Annotated in this window: 16 protein-coding genes; 3 read left to right on the top strand and 13 right to left on the bottom strand. The window is 34.9% G+C overall.

Translation table 11 applies throughout. The features are described from left to right. The 12 genes from BPMYX0001_RS02665 to fdhF all read right to left on the bottom strand — a co-directional run. A partial coding sequence (locus BPMYX0001_RS02665; protein ID WP_033798614.1) for an amino acid permease occupies positions 1-882 on the bottom strand: 882 nt, incomplete at its 3' end. Positions 883-986: 104 nt separating this feature from the next. Beyond that, positions 987-2,120: an alanine dehydrogenase gene (gene ald / locus BPMYX0001_RS02660; protein WP_003194943.1), complete on the bottom strand. Its 1,134-nt coding sequence runs from the start codon at positions 2,118-2,120 to the stop codon at positions 987-989. A 649-nt stretch (positions 2,121-2,769) separates the two neighbouring features. Next, complete coding sequence (locus BPMYX0001_RS02655; RefSeq protein WP_006093491.1) at positions 2,770-3,870, bottom strand: ABC transporter ATP-binding protein; 1,101 nt, start codon at positions 3,868-3,870, stop codon at positions 2,770-2,772. Between the two features lie 67 nt (positions 3,871-3,937). Continuing rightward, positions 3,938-4,645, bottom strand: a complete 708-nt coding sequence (locus BPMYX0001_RS02650; protein ID WP_033798613.1) for an HAD family hydrolase — start codon at positions 4,643-4,645, stop codon at positions 3,938-3,940. Continuing rightward, complete coding sequence (locus BPMYX0001_RS02645; protein ID WP_033798612.1) at positions 4,638-6,065, bottom strand: CehA/McbA family metallohydrolase; 1,428 nt, start codon at positions 6,063-6,065, stop codon at positions 4,638-4,640. The genes BPMYX0001_RS02650 and BPMYX0001_RS02645 overlap by 8 nt, the downstream gene beginning before the upstream one ends. A gap of 90 nt (positions 6,066-6,155) precedes the next feature. After that, a complete protein-coding gene (locus BPMYX0001_RS02640; RefSeq protein WP_033798611.1) occupies positions 6,156-7,517 on the bottom strand; it encodes an extracellular solute-binding protein in 1,362 nt (453 codons plus the stop codon). A 24-nt stretch (positions 7,518-7,541) separates the two neighbouring features. Continuing rightward, the gene (locus BPMYX0001_RS02635; RefSeq protein ID WP_033799604.1) at positions 7,542-8,360 is read right to left on the bottom strand and encodes a carbohydrate ABC transporter permease; all 819 of its coding nucleotides are present in this window, start codon (positions 8,358-8,360) and stop codon (positions 7,542-7,544) included. A 10-nt stretch (positions 8,361-8,370) separates the two neighbouring features. Next, entirely contained in the window at positions 8,371-9,237 is an 867-nt protein-coding gene (locus BPMYX0001_RS02630; protein ID WP_006093486.1) for a carbohydrate ABC transporter permease, read from the bottom strand. Positions 9,238-9,401: 164 nt separating this feature from the next. Continuing rightward, complete coding sequence (locus BPMYX0001_RS02625; RefSeq protein ID WP_033798610.1) at positions 9,402-10,190, bottom strand: DeoR/GlpR family DNA-binding transcription regulator; 789 nt, start codon at positions 10,188-10,190, stop codon at positions 9,402-9,404. A gap of 753 nt (positions 10,191-10,943) precedes the next feature. Beyond that, on the bottom strand, positions 10,944-12,815 hold the full coding sequence (locus tag BPMYX0001_RS02620; protein WP_033798609.1) for a glycerophosphoryl diester phosphodiesterase membrane domain-containing protein: 1,872 nt from the start codon (positions 12,813-12,815) through the stop codon (positions 10,944-10,946). A 203-nt stretch (positions 12,816-13,018) separates the two neighbouring features. Further along, the gene (locus BPMYX0001_RS02615; RefSeq protein WP_003194949.1) at positions 13,019-13,501 is read right to left on the bottom strand and encodes a helical membrane plugin domain-containing protein; all 483 of its coding nucleotides are present in this window, start codon (positions 13,499-13,501) and stop codon (positions 13,019-13,021) included. A gap of 12 nt (positions 13,502-13,513) precedes the next feature. Continuing rightward, positions 13,514-16,456: a formate dehydrogenase subunit alpha gene (fdhF, locus tag BPMYX0001_RS02610; RefSeq protein ID WP_003194950.1), complete on the bottom strand. Its 2,943-nt coding sequence runs from the start codon at positions 16,454-16,456 to the stop codon at positions 13,514-13,516. A gap of 459 nt (positions 16,457-16,915) precedes the next feature. Here fdhF and fdhD point away from each other — a divergent pair, with 459 nt between their 5' ends. Then, positions 16,916-17,725, top strand: coding sequence for a formate dehydrogenase accessory sulfurtransferase FdhD (gene fdhD, locus BPMYX0001_RS02605; RefSeq protein WP_033798608.1), 810 nt, complete (start codon positions 16,916-16,918; stop codon positions 17,723-17,725). A gap of 319 nt (positions 17,726-18,044) precedes the next feature. Next, positions 18,045-18,551, top strand: coding sequence for a GNAT family N-acetyltransferase (locus BPMYX0001_RS02600; protein WP_006093482.1), 507 nt, complete (start codon positions 18,045-18,047; stop codon positions 18,549-18,551). A gap of 420 nt (positions 18,552-18,971) precedes the next feature. Here BPMYX0001_RS02600 and BPMYX0001_RS34465 read toward each other — a convergent pair whose 3' ends face one another. Continuing rightward, positions 18,972-19,094, bottom strand: a complete 123-nt coding sequence (locus BPMYX0001_RS34465) for a hypothetical protein (RefSeq protein WP_003194959.1) — start codon at positions 19,092-19,094, stop codon at positions 18,972-18,974. 337 nt (positions 19,095-19,431) lie between these two features. On the opposite strand from BPMYX0001_RS34465, the gene BPMYX0001_RS02595 reads away from it, so the two are divergent. Then, complete coding sequence (locus tag BPMYX0001_RS02595) at positions 19,432-20,103, top strand: response regulator transcription factor (RefSeq protein ID WP_003194961.1); 672 nt, start codon at positions 19,432-19,434, stop codon at positions 20,101-20,103. The last annotated feature ends 38 nt before the right edge of the window (positions 20,104-20,141 follow it).

Genomic DNA, 20,141 nt, shown 5'->3' with positions numbered 1-20,141 from the left:
GACAACTTCTAGTACATAAGCCATTGCTTCTGGTACATCTAATTCTTTATAAGAAACCATACCAGTCATAACAAGACAAACTGCAACATAAATGATCGTACAAATAACTAACGAAGCAATGATACCAATTGGAAGGTCACGCTGTGGATTTTTTACTTCTTCTGCTGAAGTTGCTAATGCATCAAAACCTAGGAAAGCAAAGAATACTGCTGCTCCTCCGGCAAAGACTCCACTTAAACCGTACGGTGTAAATGGTACCCAGTTTTCTGGTTTTACGTAGAATACACCAACTGCAATAAATAAGACAACAATAGCAATTTTAATTAATACCATTGCGTTATTTACACGCTTACTCTCTTTCGTACCACGTGATAACAACCATGTTAATACGAGCGTGATGATTACTGCTGGCAAGTTCACAATACCACCTTGAGATGGAATCGTTAACAGCGCTTTTGGAATTTCCAATCCAAATCCACTTATCAGGTTATGGAAGTAACCTGTCCATCCGCCAGCTACGGCCGCTGTTGTTACAACATATACAGATAGTAACGTCCATCCCATTAAATGGGCTACAAACTCACCAATTGTTGCATAAGAATATGTGTATACACTACCTGAAACAGGAAGTGTCGAAGCAACTTCCGCATAACATAATGCTGCAAATCCACAAACAATTGCTGCAATCATAAATGAAAAAATAACTGCTGGACCAGCATCTCTTGCTGCCACTAATCCAGTTAATACAAGAACTCCTGTACCGATTATCGCACCAATCCCTAGCATTGTTAGGTCAAATGCCCCTAGTGTTTTCGTCAAAGTTTTACTTTGACTTTCCCCTAACAGTTGCGTAACGGATTTCTTTTTAAATAGGTTGGCCACGATGTATGCCCCCTTTGACTAAGAAGAGCTAAGAGGTCTTCTCTCTTAGCTCTTATCATGTTGTATTAAATATTGTTCGATTTTTAGTTTGTATTATGCTTCAATTAGCAAGATACAGTTTCTGCTTCTAATAATTCTTTTGCACCTTTGTATTCTACACCGTGAGCTTCTGCAACTGCTTCGAATGTTACATAACCAGCTAATGTATTAATACCTTTTAATAATGCAGAGTTGCCTAGGCAAGCTTCTTTGTAGCCTTTGTTTGCAATTTGTACTGCGTATGGTACTGTTACGTTTGTTAATGCAAGAGTTGATGTACGTGGAACCGCACCTGGCATGTTTGCAACTGCATAATGAACAACGCCGTGTTTTTCATAAGTTGGGTTATCATGAGTTGTAATACGATCAGTTGTCTCGAAAATACCACCTTGGTCAATTGCGATATCTACTACAACAGAACCTGGTTCCATTGATTTAATCATTTCTTCTGTTACAAGTTTTGGCGCTTTTGCACCTGGAATTAATACCGCACCGATTACAAGATCAGACTCTTTTACAGCTTCTGCGATGTTGTAAGGGTTAGACATTAGAGTTTTCACTTGGTTACCGAAAATGTCATCTAATTGACGAAGACGTTCTGCACTTAAGTCGATGATTGTTACATCCGCACCTAGTCCAACTGCAATTTTAGCAGCATTTGTACCAGCTTGTCCACCACCGATAATTGTTACTTTACCACGTTTTACTCCTGGAACGCCTGCAAGCAAGATACCTTTGCCGCCTTTGTTTTTCTCAAGGAATTGTGCACCAATTTGTGCAGACATACGACCAGCTACTTCACTCATAGGTGCAAGTAATGGTAAAGAACGGTTTTCTAATTGTACTGTTTCATAAGCAATTGAAACAACTTTCTTTTCAATTAATGCTTTTGTTAATTCTGGTTCTGGAGCTAAGTGTAAGTATGTGAATAAGATTAAACCTTCGCTAAAGTGCTTGTATTCGCTTTCAATTGGTTCCTTAACTTTCATTACCATATCCATGTTCCAAGCTTCTTCAGCTGTATCAACGATTTTTGCACCTGCTTCAACGTACTCAGCATCTGTAAAACCAGATCCTATACCTGCACCCTTTTGAATGAATACTTCGTGATTGTTACGAACTAAATGTACAACACCAGCTGGTGTCATTGCCACACGGTTTTCGTTGTTTTTAATTTCTGTTGGTACCCCAATACGCATAATGAAATGCCCCCTTATAATTAACAGAAAAAAGGAATTCTTTTTTCTTTTTTTAATAATTAATAACTTATGTCCTTATTCTAGCATAACTTAAAAGTTATGAAAACGCTAACATACTAGATTTTAAAAGTTTTTATATTTTGAATAGTGTAAATATAAAGAACTTTATTTTTCAGGGGGATTTCTCATATTCCGTTTATCTATCACTCTCTTTTTATTATAGACTTTGCAATCCAACGTTAATCTTTTATTATTTGACAATAATATAACAATGTGAAAAAACAATACAAACCGCATACATATGCAATTAAAATCCCCTGTAACATTTTAGAAGTATATTCTTTTTTATATAAATCCATTTTAATTTTTCAACATATAAATGACTGCTATGAAGAGAAGAAGGTGACTTTACACTCGGTTGTTCTTGGCATGGGATAGGATAGGAAAAGAATTTGACCGCTTCTATGCATGGCCGAATGCTCTCGTCCACCTAAAAAGAAAGGAGGTTTTCATGTCATTTTTTCAACTTGTATTTATATAAAACAAACCTGTTAAAGGAGTTCATCAACAACAAAGGCCTATCCCTGTTTCGGATAAGCCCAATGAAATTTATTCCATCAAAGTGTTGATGACTTAATAATGAAATAATCTATAAAACAATTCGTTTTTCAGTTTCTGTGTCAAAATAATGGACTTTGTCCATATTCAAGGCTAGATCCATCTCAGATTGACTATGCACATCAACCGAGGAGTTAACACGCGCAACAAAGGATTGACCATTGATGTTGGAATAAAGATATGTTTCTGATCCCATTAATTCTGATACATCAATCGTTACCGTTATCTTTGTATTATACGTTAAATCTAAAAGCGCTTTCCCATAATAAAAGTCTTCTGGACGTATTCCTATAATGATTTCTTTATTAACATACCCTTTGTCTCGTAAGCTTTTCATCTTCTCTTCTGGAACTTCAATTTTCCATTTATCAATCATAACAGCATTTTCTATTAATATTCCTTTGAAAAAATTCATTCCAGGAGAACCAATAAAGCCTCCGACAAATACATTCTCTGGTCTTTCATAGACCTCTTTAGGGGTACCGACTTGTTGGATGATACCATCCTTTAGCACAACTAAGCGTGTCGCCATTGTCATCGCTTCTATTTGATCATGCGTAACATATACAGTTGTTGTTTGCAGCTGTTGGTGTAACTTTGTAATCTCAGCACGCATTTGAACGCGTAGTTTCGCATCTAAATTTGATAACGGCTCGTCCATTAAGAAAACTTTTGCATTCCGAACAATCGCTCGACCTAATGCAACACGCTGACGTTGTCCACCTGAAAGTGCTTTTGGCTTTCGATCTAAATATTTTTCAAGCCCAAGGATCTGTGCTGCATGTTTCACACGTTGATCAATTTCCGTTTTCCTATATTTTCGCAACTTTAAGCCGAACGCCATATTATCATAAACTGTCATATGCGGATAAAGAGCATAGTTTTGAAAAACCATTGCGATATCTCGATCTTTCGGTGTCACATCATTTACACGCTCTCTATCAATATAAAAGTCTCCCTCTGAAATTTCCTCAAGTCCTGCAATCATACGTAATGTCGTCGATTTCCCACACCCTGAAGGCCCAACCAAAACAATAAATTCTCCATCATTTACTTCTAGATTAAAATCTTTTACGATTGTCACATCATGATCATATTTCTTATAAATATTTTTGAATAATAGCTGAGCCATAATTGCCTCCTATAATTTGAGCTATTTTAAAGATACTGCTATCGACAATATTGATCACACCGTTGTTTTATAAAATTTCGGAAATATCCTTCATACTGTCTAAAATATAATCTGCTTCTCCTTCTAAATCTTCCTTCTTACTCGCACCTGACAGGACGCCCACTACTTTAATGTTGCTATTTCTTGCAAATCTAACGTCTGTTAATGTATCACCTACCATAAACACATCTTCTTCAGCCAGTGAAAATTTTTCTTTGAACATATGATAAAAATCACTTTCAGGTTTTGTTTTATTAACGCCATCATCTGCACCTAAAAAATCTACATAATCATATAATCCTGTCATTTTAAGTGAATGAATGGCTGCATCAACGTCGTCTGCTGTAACAACCCCAATTACATATTCATGGTCTTTTAAATATTTCAATGTTTCCTTTGCACCTTCCACTTCTGTAAATACGAGATCATCTGCTGTAGAGTGTTTTTTAAATAATACACATACATCATGAATAAAGCTCTCTTTATCCAAGTTTTGATTTTCTAATAACGAAAACCATGCAGCCGCAATAAAGTAATTTGTTCGACAAGCTAGTAAACTTGTACTCTCAAAATCGTTATCACTCATACCAATAATCTTTAGGTAGTCATTTCGTTTACTCTTTTCATTTGGATACATTTGAAATATATCATCTAGCACACAATGAACAATTTTGTACCAGACAGAGTCTAGCTGTATTAGTGTTCCATCTTTATCAAAAATAATTCCTTTATTCACCTTCTAATCCCCCTAAAACTTCATGCCATGTTTTAATATTCTTATGCCTAACGTTATTATGAATAGGATTTATAAACGCTACTAATTCATTATCTTCCCAACCCTCAACTCTGGCATATGCTCTTTCATTTAAATAAAAGTCAAAGGTTACATGGCTGCCAAATTCTTTTTCGATAATTTGGCCATCCACAATCAACCTCCACTCACAAGGCTTATCTGTATGAATGTTGTAATGAATATTTCCTTTAGCCCCATCACCGACATAAATGGTTTCACCTTCGTTTTGAATATCTATCTCTAACTTCCTAAATCGAGAAAAATAAATTCTGCCTCTTTGAATAGCATCCTTTAAATTTTTAATAGATAAACCATTACATAATACATACGTTCCTGGGTCGCCATAAATCGATGGATCTTTAGATCCTGGGAACGTTTTAGATGGATGTAAATGAGAATCACTTCCTCCTATCCCCCAGATTTTAAGACCATTTAACCACATTTGATCGAAGAACTTTAAAGCTTCTAAAGTAGAAGGTTTGCTTTTTTTATAAGTCGGATCACACATGATTTCCATTGTATGAACATTTTCTAAGTTAATATCAATTTGGTTCGCCCAAGGCTTCATAAACGGATGATTCACGCTAATTAAATAACCTTTTTCTTTCATGAGAGCAAATAGTTCATTCATACTTTTCGCGTAAAACGATCCATCGAGACACTCTGTAAAATTAATATATTCTTTCATACCGAACATATTGTAATGACCGTACGGAGTTGTAAGTTCCATAGATGGTATGATTAATGTGCTTCCTTTTTGATACGATGGCATGACAATGTTGTGTTCCGTCGCATATAGAAAATCCAACTCTTGTTTTTCACATACGCTCATTGCCAGTTCGTCATCTATCTCGCCATCCGTTACATTTGTATGGACATGAAAATCTCCTTTGTACCAACGATGCTCTTCATTCACTACTTTTTCAAAATCGCTTTCATGAATAAAGACATTTTCTTTGCAAAAATATTCTCGGTTATATTCTCGTTCTAACTCACCATTCACTGCTATATTTACTGTATAGTCAACTTTTCTTCCAGCAAACTTTACTGCTTTATTTGCACAATGAGGGATATATACTACTTCTAATTCCCAATTTCCAGGCGGTATTTCGCCGCCAACGCAACCAGCTGAACAAAACTTTGGATTTGTTGCAACAACTAGTTTTTCGTCAACAATTGGTGTTTGATACTGTATACGCACATAACCTTTAGAGTCTCTCAAAATTAATAAAAGCGGAATTTTCCGACTGACTCCTTGATTGATCGTTAATGTGAAATTGACAATATCGGTTACATCCATTAGAAAAGAATGTTTATTTTTTACGAATGGAGAAAGAGTCATCGTACCTTTCATTTCAATCATGATTCCCACACCTTTTTTTATATTTTAATGATAGAATCATAGAGGCACTTCTTCGTTCAAAAGCACCTCACATTTCTCTTCAAAGTAATATTATTTCTTCTTTTTCAACGCTTTATCTAATTCTTCCTGGGCAACCTTAGCTGCTTCATCTAATGCTTTTTTTGCAGGGACTCCTTCAATTTCTACTTTATCCTTCGCTACATTTAATGCGTCATTGATTTTACCACCTGTTGGATCGACAAATGGTGCAACTCCGTATTGATTTGCTTGCTCTAATGGAACTAATGCTTGTGGTTGTCTTTTTACAAATTCAGCATAAGGCTCATACTCTGTTACATTGTTACGAACAGGGATATAGCCTGTTGCCATTGACCATTCAGCCGTTTTCTCAGTACTTGTCGCAAATTTCATAAAGTCATATGCACCTTTTGCTACTTCTGGATCAACATTTCTCGTTAATGTGAATAAATACGTTTCTAATTTTGGTGCTGGTTTATGATCACCCCAAGCTGGTTGTGGTAATGCCCCAAATGTATTCAGGCGTTCTTCCTCATTCATTCCTTTACCTAACGATTTAAAAACAAATCCTTGGTCACCAGATGAACCTGTAAATCCTAACGTTCTACCTTCAACAAGATCAATTATTGTTTTATCCCAATATTCCCATCCAGTTCCGCCTGAATGAATATTCATAATTTTATCTTCGTGAAGCCATGTACGGAATTTTCCCCATACTGTAACCCAAGTTTCATCGTTAATTAATACTTTTGTTCCATCTTCACTTAATACATTTCCGCCAGCACTGCGAACCGCGTCAATTAAGTTGGACGTACCCCACATTGGCATCCAACCTGTGTATGTGACATTACCATTTGCGTCATGTTTTGCTACTTTTTTCGCTACTTTTTCTACGCCTTCCCACGTCTTTAAATCTTCAGCAGTAAAACCATTCTCCGCTAACACTTTTTTGTTGTAATAAAAAACTTGAGTTGTACCGTAAAAAGGAATTCCATATAATTTCCCATCAATTGTTGCTTGATCCATAAAACCTTTTCCATACTCTTCTTTTTTTAATTCATTATCTTTTTTAACATATTCATCTATAGGTACAATTAACTTTTTCTTAGCATATTCTTGAATGACGTCTGAACCTAACAATGCAATTGCTTCTTGGTTATTCGCTGCAAATCCACTTTGAAGTTTTTGATAAGACTCATCATAGTTACCAGCTTTCGTCGTCTTCACTACATATTTGTCCTGACTTTTATTGTATTCCTCCACAATCTTATCTACACGATCTGCAAGAGAACCACCTACTCCATTAATAAATGGGACAACAATCTTATCCCCTTCTTTACTTGCTTTAACAGTACTTCCTTTTCCGCCTGAACAGCCTGCAAGTGCACTAACAAACAATGACAAAATTGTTAGAAGCATGAATAATTTTCTCATCCCAAATGTCTCCTTTATATTTAGTTAACCTTTTATTCCTGAATCAGTAACGCCTGAGAGGAACCATTTTTGTAAAACTAAAAATACGAGTAAGAGTGGCACCGTCGCGATTGTGCTTGCAACCATAATGTGTGACCAATCTCGGCCTAAGGAACTATTAATGAAATAATCAGCAATTCCGTTAGTAATTAACTTTTGTGTATTATCTTTCAATATAAGAGCTGGCCAGATGTAATTATTATAATTACCAATAAATGTGACCAATCCTAGTGTTACAAATGATGATCGTGTCATTGGAAAAACAATCTTCCAAAGAATACTCCAATCACTTGCTCCATCAATTTTGGCTGCTTCTACTGTTTCATAACCAATCTTGTGGAATGATTGTTTTAAATAGAAAATACCGAATACACTAACAGCCATAGAAATGATGTATCCAAAATGCGAATTAAGCAACCCAAAATTTCCTAACATCACATATACAGGAACATACGATACAGCTCCAGGAATCATATAGGTTGCCATGACGATACTAAACGTTAAGTTCTTCCCTTTGAACTTATAAAATGCCAACATATAAGCAAAGAGTGCAGACGAAACAAGTACATATATCGTAATAATGAAAGAGGTATAAAAACTATTAAATAAATACGTGTTAAATGGAAGAATTTCTAATACTTGACGATAATTTTCCCAGTGAAATTCCTTAGGCCAGAAGCTTCCTTGTAATACTTCACTGGATGTTTTAAACGAACCAAGTACCATCCATATGAATGGAAAGACAAACAGGATACTTGATAAAGCTAAAAAGAGATGCTTTATGATTAATGGAGCTTTTTTCATATTATTCATCTTAATAGTTCACCCACTTGTCACCTATTATCTTGTTTATAACAGATAGTAGAATTGTAATGATTAATATAATAAATGCGATTGCCGTTGCAGAGCCCATATCGAACTGTTCAAACGCTTGTTGGAAGAATAAATAAAGTAACGTCCGCGTCGATCCACTAGGTCCACCTTGTGTTAAGATTTTAATTTGATCGTAAGCCTGCACCGAAGAAATTGTATTGACAACAACTAGAAAGAAAGTTGTCGGTGAAACCATCGGTAGTGTTACATATCGGAATTTCTGCCATGAATTCGCTCCATCAATACTAGCCGCTTCATACAAGCTCTCTGGTACTTTCTCTAGTGCACCAATATAGAAAAGCATCGTCCATCCAACTAATTTCCATACTGTTACAATAATGACTGCTAACATCGCTGTCTCACTACTCTTCAGCCAATCCAAACCTGGTATCCCGAAAAAAACTAGTACCTCATTAATAACTCCAAATTTAGGTTCATATAAAAGCGACCATACAATCGATACAGCTACTGTTGGTGTTACCCAAGGTGAAAAAATCAATAATTGATAAATTGCAGAACCTTTGAATTTTTTTCGGAAGAACAATGCGAAACCCAAACCTAATGCAATCGTTGGAATAACTGTCCCAATTCCGAAATAAAGAGTGTTTAACAATGCCTGTATAAAAGAATCCTGTGTAAACAAATTAAAATAGTTATCTAAACCAACAAAATTAAAGTCATTTGTCATGAAATCCCAGTCTGTAAAACTAATACCTAAACTAATTAAATTCGGAACAATCCAAAATAATATTAGAGGTATTCCAACCGGTAATAAAAAGAACACAGCTTTTGATAATTTTATTTGCATTCTTGTCACCTCCTAATTCATATTGTACGAGCACATTATTAACGCAATATTGTTATTATGTTAACGAATTGTAAAAACAACATATCAACAACATAAAACAACACATTAACAAAAAAGACTATTTCTCATGTCACTAAGAAATAGTCTACTTTAAGATTTTCTTTCTATACTGTTATTACTTCAACCCCTTTACTTATTAGGACGTTTTGCCATACTTCATCAAGTTTAGCATTTGTATATAGTGCATCTATATCATCAAAATTTCCACTTTTATAAAACTTTGTTAAATTAAACTTTGACTCATCTATCATCATCACAACTTGTTTTGCATTTTTCTTTAACTGCTGAAAAACTTGTGCGTCTTCAATATATGAACATGTCAGTTCTTTTTCTAAAGAAACTCCATCACACGAAGCAAATAATTTATTAACAGTGAAGTGGTCAAGATAGTTTAGCATCATGTCTCCAGACAATGCTAATGAATTGGAATTTAGCATTCCACCAAAGACTATTAATTTACAATCAAATGAATCATACTGTTCTTTAAGCTCAATAACTTTATTAACAGCTGGTATCGAGTTTGTTAGGATCGTCAAATTCTTTTTATCATGTATAAAATCCAAGACTTGCATCGTAGTCGTTCCAATTTCAATTGCAATAATATCATTATTTTCTACCAATTTACTTGCTTCCATAGCAATCTTTCGTTTTTCTTCAATATTCTCAGATCGACGTTTGTCAAAGTAAAATTCAATAGTATGATCTTTTTTCTTAACTGCACCACCGTGTATTTTCGTAAGCTTCCCTTCCTTATGCATCATATCTAAATCTCTTCGTATTGTTTCTGTCGTAACATTTAACGCCTTGGCTAAGTCATTTACCATCACTCGATTGTATTTTTCTAGCTCATCCAGTATGTGTTTTCTTCGTTCAAATTGTGTATAGGATTTCATTTCATTAACACCTCTTCGTATTACACAAAATATATATAGTTTTAAAGACCCTTATAAAGGCTAGAGTGATACCTTTAAAATCACACCATTTCCAGCAGTATTAAACAATTATCTTTCTTCGATCCATCTTTACTCATTTACTTAAAGTATAGTGTAACTAGTCAGCAATTTCATCTAAAAGGCAAATTGTATAGTTTGAGGATTTTTCGTGTATACTTCAGATTAGCAATTTCCCCCACAAAATTCGCAAACTATTTCATTTTATTAATCTTCATTTTTCGCATTTCTATTTTTATTATATCCCTTCAAAAGGAATGCTGACTTTATATTTTTATATAATAATATAAAAATGTAAAAACCAACACAAAGTGCATATATATATGCACTTTAAATTCCCTATAACATTTTAGAAGTATATTCTTTTTATATAAAGCGAAACTTCCATCACCAATCGGGCTTTTACGAGCAGTTTCCCCCCAGCCCTCTTCCTCGCTTTTCTCTGAATCTTGAGCTGGGTATTACTGCCCGTTAATGCGGGATAAATCCATTTTGATTTTCCGACATATAAGTTACGGCTATGAAACTAAAAAGAGATCTCCATTTGTTTTATCCTTTTGGTTTCACACGACATGAGGCTAAAAAAGTCTCTGACCGCTTCTATGCATAGCCGAATGCCCTCCTCTCCCACCTAAAAATTAGATTTTATGTCGGTTTTTCAATTTGTACTTATATAATAAAAATAGCTACCGATATTTAACCGGCAGCTGGATAACCTATGAATAACTTTGAAAATAAATCTTCCGTTGTTTCTGTAATCTTATCAAACACATCTGTTTCACTTTCTTCTTGCTCTTTCATTATTTTAACGGCTTCTTGTGCATCCACAGGGTAGTCTGTAACAATCCCATCGACATTAAGCTTATAATATTTTTTAAAGCTTTCCATATCATTTACAGTCCATACATAAATTGGCTTATTTAACTTTCGTGCTGCTTTTACTAAGCTTTTATTTAACATATATTCTTCTGCAACATAAAAATCTGCTTGAACGTATTTTAAATTTGCTCTACTTGCATATAAAATATATCCTACCTTTATGTTTGGATTTGCACGTTTAAATTCTTTAATGAGCGGATAATGCAATGTTTGAATGACACATTGTTTTTCAAAGTCATTTTCCTTTATTGTTTTCAATACTTTCTTTACAAAATCTTTTTCATTTCCGTGCAATTTCACTTCTATATTGAGTTTTATCTTGTTTTTCGCAAGCTTAATCATCTCATCAAGTGTACTAATTCTTCCCGTGAATCCATCTTGATGAAGAGTAAGCTTTCGAAGCTCATCCATCGTCAAATCCGATACTTGTACATTGGCATTTGCAAGACGCTTTAAGTTCAAATCATGTATCACTGCCAATTCACCATCTTTTGTTTGCAACACATCAATTTCAGCATACTCTGCTTTTGCATCAATCGCACCTTGCAAGGCCTCTTTCGTATTCTCTACTCCTTTGGAAACATATCCACGATGCGCCATAATAACGGGTTCTTTATATGAATTCGTAATAAACGTCACAATAAAAGCAACAACCACGCCCACGGTGAAAATACCAACAATATATACACCAATAAACTTCAAACGATGCTTTTTAAAAAAACATTTATCTGCTTTTGTTTTGGAATAATCTAAGCCTTCTTCTAATAAAACATCTTCAACTGGAACCTTTTGTAAATAAAGTCTTGTCAATGCCATAATATAAAACGGCGTTACAATAAAACTAAATAAATATAATGTACTCGTCAAAAATACAGATAGGGTAGATTCCGCTAATAAAGCAAATGTTCCTTTTGGATTCGTAAATTCATACACGCACCATAAAAGTAATAAGTACAGACCCATAAATAAAACGAACATAATCCCTATCGAGATAAAAAGTCCGACTAAAAAGAATAAGACTTTAAACAAACTTTCTTTTACCAACTTTGCACTCTTACGTGCAGCTGTGCGAAATGGTTTTTCTTCTAAAACAATAATAGGAAAAACAAAAATCCATCTCAAATTTAAATACGCAACTACAGCAAAAAAGGTATAATACCCTACTTGCCCCATTGTCGTTTTAAACAATTCTCCTGTAATAAAATTAGGAATTTGAATTTCAGGGATTAGTGCAGATTTATAACCGACGCTTAAAAGAGGTAACAAGATTACCGCATACAAAATAAATCCTGGTAAACAATATGTGAAAAGAGAAGGTAAATACGTTACCGTTTTATACAGAATCGGACGCAATTTTACCCTTTGTCGTTTATGTGCAAAATACGAAATAATGATAAGTACCGCAAATTCCGTAAAAATGAGAAAAAGTGCCAATATCGATAAAATGAAAATAGCTGCGATACCATATGGAGTTTTCAAAAAAGCTAGCAATTCATCGTTTGTTGCATTTGCATAGCCGCCCCAATACAACAACTTATTAAAAATCATACCGAATAACGGTATAAATACAATGGCTGCTAATAGTTTATAAACAAGCTGAAACGCCAACACATTCCAAAAAGCAAATTGTACTGTTTGAAAGGAATGTTTCATGACTCCTGGTATAGATAGTCTTTTACGGTGTAGCATAAATCCCTCCAAATTCTAACACTATATTTGAGATGGATTCCATATTTCTATTTCAAATCCATCTTTTTTATAATAATATATTCCGCTTAATATGAACACTCTTATACATCCAAAAAAGAGTGACAGGCACACCCCCATCACTCTTTCTCATTTTCACCACACTATTGACGGTCAGTAAGACCCCCACTGACTAAAATTTCACCTTATTTTTTCTCTAATCCTTGTCCAAATGCTTTTAAAAAGCTAAATCCAAAAGTAATGGCTCTGTTAATATCCGGGTCTTTTAATACTTTAAAGAAGTCCATAACCTTTGTTTTCTTACCCTTTTTTAATTCGTCTGTTGCAAATTGTAATCCTGTAACTAAACTCGATGTCACCTGTTTTGTTACTTCTGGATCAACAGAAGATAGCGCTTCTCCTGCCCCCATCATATTATTTAATGCATTTTTTACCGGTTCACGATTTAATTGCTCAACAGCAATTTTAGAAACATCTTCTTTTGCAGCAAGCAAACTAATTGCTGCATCTAATATGCCAGCTTGTTGCAACTGTGCTAACAATTGCATCGTCTCTTCTACCGCTTCACGATTCTCAGCTAATTGGGTTAGCAGTTCATCTGATAACTGTTGTTTCTTTTCTGCTTCTGTAATGACCTTTTTCTGAATCAATGTAATTTCTTTTGCCACGTTCTTCGCCCCCTAGTTCTGATCCACAAGTGATACGTACTGCTTTCTCTGCCATTTCTGCTGAATTTCAACACCATTTTGCGGATGACGCTTTTTATCTCTTGGGTTTGAAGCAGGAAGTGGACGATTTCCTTTTTCACGTAGTACACGCATTTTCACCATCGTTTGTTTATAAGCCGGTGTACACGTATATAGGTCTGTCGCTGTTCCTGTTAAAATATTAATCGCTTCTTCATTTACTGTCGCATGCATCGGTAAATATAACTCGTTTCCAGTCACACGATCTGTAATAAGTGCCTGTACTTTGATTTTCCCAAACGGTGATGTCAGTTCTACAAGGCCACCATCTTTCACATTCCGCTCAGTAGCAAGCTCAGGCGAAATCTCAACAAACACCTCAGAAATTTTGGATAGAATCCCCACTGATTTATTTGTCATATTTCCTTCATGGAAATGTTCTAACATACGACCATTATTTAATAATAAATCGTAGTCTTCTGGCGCTACAACTGGCGGCACCCATTCATCTAGTGAAAGACGGGCTTTTTTATCAGGGAAATTAAAACCATCGACATATAATAACGGTGTATCACTACCGTCATGACTTCCCCAGCATAAACTGTTCCATCCTTCTAAACGATCATATGTTGCTTGTGAATAGAGCGGCGCAAGTGATGCAATTTCATCCATAATTTCACTTGGGTTCTCATAATTCCAATCCCCACCAAGTACACGTGCTACTTTTTGTAAAATCCACCAGTCTGGTTTAGAATCACCAAGCGGTTTCATAACTTCATATAAACGTTGAATACGGCGCTCTGTATTTGTAAATGTTCCCTCTTTTTCTAAACTTGGTGCTGCTGGTAAAATAACATCCGCAAAGCGCGCTGTTTTTGATAAGAACATATCTTGAACAACAAGGAAATCAAGATTTGCTAAAATATGCTGTACATGATTTGCATTTGAATCTACTAAAGCCATTTCTTCTCCCATAACATACATACCACGCAATTTTCCTTCTTCTGCTGCAAGTAGCATCGCAATGTTATTTAGCCCTGGCTCTTTCGGAATCGTAGTTCCATATGCTTTTTCAAATTTCGCACGCATTGCATCATCCGATACCGCTTGATAACCTGGAAGCCAGTTTGGTAATGTTGCCATATCACAAGCACCTTGTACATTATTATGTCCGCGGAGTGGATATGCACCTGCACCCGGGCGACGATAGTTACCTGTTACAAGAAGTAAGTTTGAAATCGCTGCAGATGTTGTACTTCCTCCTGTATTTTGTGTAACACCCATACCCCAAAGTATACAAGTACCATCTGCTTCATATACCATACGAGCCATTTCTTTTAATGTATCTTTAGAAATACCTGTAATACTTTCCGTATAATCAAGTGTATATTTTTCTAACATCTTGCTATATTCATCAAAATTCTTCACATTTTCATCTAAGAATTTTTTATCATGCCAATCTTGATCAATAATATATTTTGTTACACCAGCAAGCCATACATAGTCAGTTCCTTGGCGCGGATGAACAAACAGATCAGCACGCTCTGCCATTTCATGTTTGCGAAGGTCCGCTACAATTAGTTTTTGTTCATGCAATTTGTGAGCACGTTTTACACGTGTTGCAAGTACTGGATGTCCCTCTGTCGGGTTTGCACCGACAACAATGACTAGTCCTGCCTCAGCAATATCTTTCACTGTCCCAGCGTCACCGCCCATACCAACAGTTTTAAATAAACCATCTGTTGCTGGCGATTGACAGTAACGAGAACAGTTATCCACATTATTTGTTCCATATATTTGACGAGCTAACTTTTGCATTAAATAGTTTTCTTCATTTGTTACTTTTGAAGAAGAGATAAAGCCAAATGCATCACTACCATGTTCCGATTTAATATGTTGCATATTGGACGCAACAACTTCTAATGCTTCTTCCCATGATGCTTCAACGAACATATCCCCTTGACGAATCAAAGGCTTCGTAATACGGTCTTCACTGTTTACAAAGTCCCATCCGAACTTTCCTTTCACACATGTAGAAATTCCGTTTACTGGTGCGTCTGATACAGGTTGTACTTTTAAAATTTGACGATCCTTCGTCCACACTTCAAACGAACAGCCTACACCGCAAAATGTACAAACTGTTTTCGTCTTATTAATCTTCGTTGCACGCATTGCAGATTCAACTTCTGAAACTGCTAAAATACTACTATATCCAGGTTCTACATCCTTTACAAAATCAATCATTGGGTCTAAAACATTTGGTTTCAATCCAGTCATGAATCCAGCTTCCCCAAGCATAGATTTTTCCATTAATGCGTTACAAGGGCAAACTGTTACACATTGTCCGCAACTAACACAAGAGGAATCGTTAATACTCACCCCATTATCCCAAATAACACGCGGACGATCTAAACTCCAATCAATCGATAATGTTTCGTTTACTTGTAAATTCTGACATACTTCTACACATTGTCCACAAGCAATACATTGATTGGGATCGTAACGATAAAATGGATGAGTCATATCCACTTCTTTTGCACTAACTTTCGGTTCATATGGATATTTCTGCTCTTCAATTCCCATCATATGTACCGTATTATGGACTTTACAGTTCCCGTTATTATTATCACATACTGTACAATACAATAAATGATTCTCTAATATTCGATCCATCGCTTCCGTTTGTGCTTCTTTTGCACGCGCTGATTGTCTTTCGATATGCATACCATTTTCTAATTTCGTTGAACAAGCACGCATTAATTTTCCATCCACTTCTACAATACATGTATCACAAGTTTGAATTGGATCAACCTCTGGTACGTGACAAATTTGTGGGTGCTCTAAATTACTTTCGTTAAATAATTGCAGTATCGTCTTTTCACCAGATGAAAGAAATTCCTTTCCATCTACGGTTACACGAACCGTTTGTTCTGCCATAGTTTCCCCTCTCCTTACAACTAACTGTACAATATAGTTTTGAATCCGTTTTCAAAACTATATTGCTATACATTTTTTGAAACGCTCTGTTGAAATCCTATCTTAGAAGTCGATTCTTGATGCTATAAGGTATAAAAAATGACACTATTCTACTACTCTATTATATCTTACATATACAATAATAACCAAATAATATATAGAAACTGAAAAATAAACATAAAACCTGTCTTTTTAGATGGGAGAAAGCATCCGGCCATGCATAGAAGCAGTCAGTTTCTTTTCCTGCCCCATGCCAAGTGAAAACAAAGAGAGAAAACAAGTAGCCGTCATCTTTTCTCTTCCTAGCAGCGACTTATATGTCGAAAAATCAAAATGGATTTATATAGATAACAGATGCTTTTATTTTTTCAATGTTTTATGATGAATAGGAAGAAAAATACATACGAAGGGGAAAATAGTATGGAGCCTGTCCAAGAAACATATAAAATGATACGTTATCAAGGAGGAGCCTTTTCCGAACGAGAAGATGAAGTTGTTACAGAATCCCCTGTAACAATTAAATTAAACGGGGAAGAATATGTAACAGTTGTATGCACTCCAAATTATATTGAAGATATGGTAATAGGTTTTTTAATTTCTGAAGGAATTATTGCTTCTTATGAGAACATTGATGAATTATGGATACAAAAAGACAAAGGGGTTGTCCATGTAAAAACATCACAAATCAATCCACTCTATCAAACGCTATATAACAAACGATATGTCACTTCTTGTTGCGGCAAAAGTAGACAAGGGTTTGTTTTTGTAAACGATGCAGCAAAAGCAAAAACTTTACATGATATACATGTAACAATTACTCCAGAAGAATGCTTTCATTTAATGAATACCTTACAGCGATCTTCCACTACGTTTCGTCAAACAGGCGGGGTCCATAATACCGCCCTGTGCGATCGAAATACCGTTCTCATATCAAGAATGGATATTGGACGACACAACGCATTAGATAAAATCTATGGCCATTGTTTACGCAATCATATCCCCATTAAAGGGAAAATTATTGTATTTAGTGGCCGAATTTCATCTGAAATTTTGCTAAAAGTTTCTAAAATCGGTTGCGAAATTGTTCTTTCTAAATCAGCTCCCACAAAATTAGCATTACAGCTCGCTCATGATTTAGGCATTACGGTAGTTGGGTTTATTCGTAATGACTCCTGTAATATTTATACTCATCCAGAACGAGTTGAAGGATATATACCAGAAACAAAATGATTCCTGCTAAAGGGATCGTTTTTTTAGTTATAAAAATGTAATATATTTATTTGTTGAATAGTTAATAAAGTTAATATATAATTTCATTACATAAAGTGAATTACTAAAAAACAAATGAAGACACCTGTCTTCCTCGCATATATCTTCTTATTCTTTTACAAATTAAGAAAGAATACGTACAGAATATGTTTATGAATACACAGTAGATGTTCTATCAATATAATCATCAGACCCTTACGGATTACAAATTTCTTCTTTAAATATTAAAGCAGATTATTTATTTTCCTATAAAGCAGGATAAACTGAGGAGGTTACAGCTATGGAAATTCGTTTATTAACAAAAGAGGATGCAAAAATTTATTTAAAAGTGTGTATGGAAGGATTAACACAAAATCCGGAAGCCTTTAGTTCCTCTTATGAAGATGTATTAAAACATGAGGATCCTATTGCTGCAATGGCAAAACGGTTAGATAACCCTAATAAATATACAATTGGTGTCTTTAAAGATAATGATTTAATTGGAATTGCTACATTAGAAACAAAGTCATTTATTAAACAAGAACATAAAGCAAAAATCGGCTCTGTTTATGTCTCTCCAAAAGCTCGTGGTCTTGGAGCTGGACGTGCATTAATAAAAGCTATTATTGAAAATGCATATAAACTACATGTTGAACAGCTCATGCTTGATGTTGTTATGGGAAATGAAGCTGCGAAAAAATTATACGAATCGCTTGGCTTCCAAACGTATGGCGTACAAGAACGTGCCTTAAAGCACAATGGACAGTATTGGGATGAAGAACATATGGTTTTATTTTTAAATGACTAATTGTATAGCATCAATTTATATAAAAAACACCTTTCGATAAAGGTGTTTTTTCTTACAACAATGTAATGTTCCCGTCATCTTATTGAATGGTTCTATTCCCTCCTCTTCGCTATACTAAAAGTACGAAATCACAACAAAAAGACATGAGAGATGAAAAAATAATAGAAGTAATAGAATGAAATCAGTAATTGGAGGAATAACAGATATGAAACAGCACAAACATCTTATTTTGTTCATTTTTGGTACAATAATCGTCACTTCAGGATTAGCAATTCTTCCTTGGTTTATTGTATAAAGCTTCTATCATTTTTTGATTCCTTCCTATACAAAAATCCCCTGTACATAGCATACAGGGGATTTTTACGTACAAATAAAAAAGCTCATTGTTTCTCAAAATGAAACAATGAGCCTTTACATCTATTATAGAATTCCGAAAAATTTATTAGCACACGTCACAATAATTAGCATAGATACGGCAATACACATCACAATAGCATTGCGCTCTTGTTTATCTTTTTGTAAACGTTCTTCTTTTTTACTCACGTGTATAGTCCCCTTTATAACAATAAAAAAAGTGTGAGATAGGAGATTTTCCTTATCCGATGCGAGGTGAATACGAAATTCCTCACTATCTCACATACACAATAGAATGGAATTGTCATTTTATAAATAAAATGACATGACGTTATGTCGCAACATAGGGTATTTTGTGTCGCTACGCTTTCTATTATAAAAAAGAGTTGTGCAAAAGTAGTGCATTTTTTATGTCAATTGCCTTAGTAGAAAAAATACACTACAATTCAATCACGTAAACAGAGTTTTTTATTATTTTCATGTAAACTATACAAAGTAGAATGAATGTTTTGAGGTGCACAAGACTATGATTAAAATCTTATTAGTAGACGATGAAGAACGCATGTTGCGATTGTTAGATTTATTTTTGAGCCCACGTGGTTATTTTTGTATGAAAGCCAATTCAGGTATAGAAGCTCTTGAACTAATTCAACAAAAGAACTTCGATATCATTTTGTTAGATGTGATGATGCCCAATATGGATGGATGGGATACATGTTATCAAATCCGTCAAATCAGCAATGTTCCAATCATAATGTTAACAGCTCGTAATCAAAACTACGATATGGTAAAAGGACTTACAATGGGAGCCGATGATTATATTACAAAACCTTTTGACGAACAAGTACTAGTTGCACGAATTGAAGCTGTACTGCGCCGAACAAAAAAGGATGGTTTTATAAGCTTCAATGGCATTGAATGGGATAAAACAAAACATACTGTTACTGTTTACAGCGAGAAAATTCCCCTTACACCTATCGAGTTTTCATTACTAGGACTGTTTTTACAAAATACAAACCGAGCTTATAGCCGTGATGATTTAATTGAAAAAATATGGGGTTATCAAACAGATATTGAATATCGTACTGTTGACTCACATATTCGCAATATCCGTGATAAATTACGAAAAAAAGACTTTCCTGTTGAAAAATACTTAGAGACTATCTATAAAGTGGGATATAAGTGGAAAAGCGAATGAAAATAATAATGCGAAACTTTTCTAAGTGGGACATGACT

This window comes from Bacillus pseudomycoides DSM 12442 (genome assembly GCF_000161455.1).
Classification (GTDB): Bacteria; Bacillota; Bacilli; order Bacillales; family Bacillaceae_G; genus Bacillus_A; species Bacillus_A pseudomycoides.
This window is presented reverse-complemented; position numbering and strand designations above follow the sequence as displayed.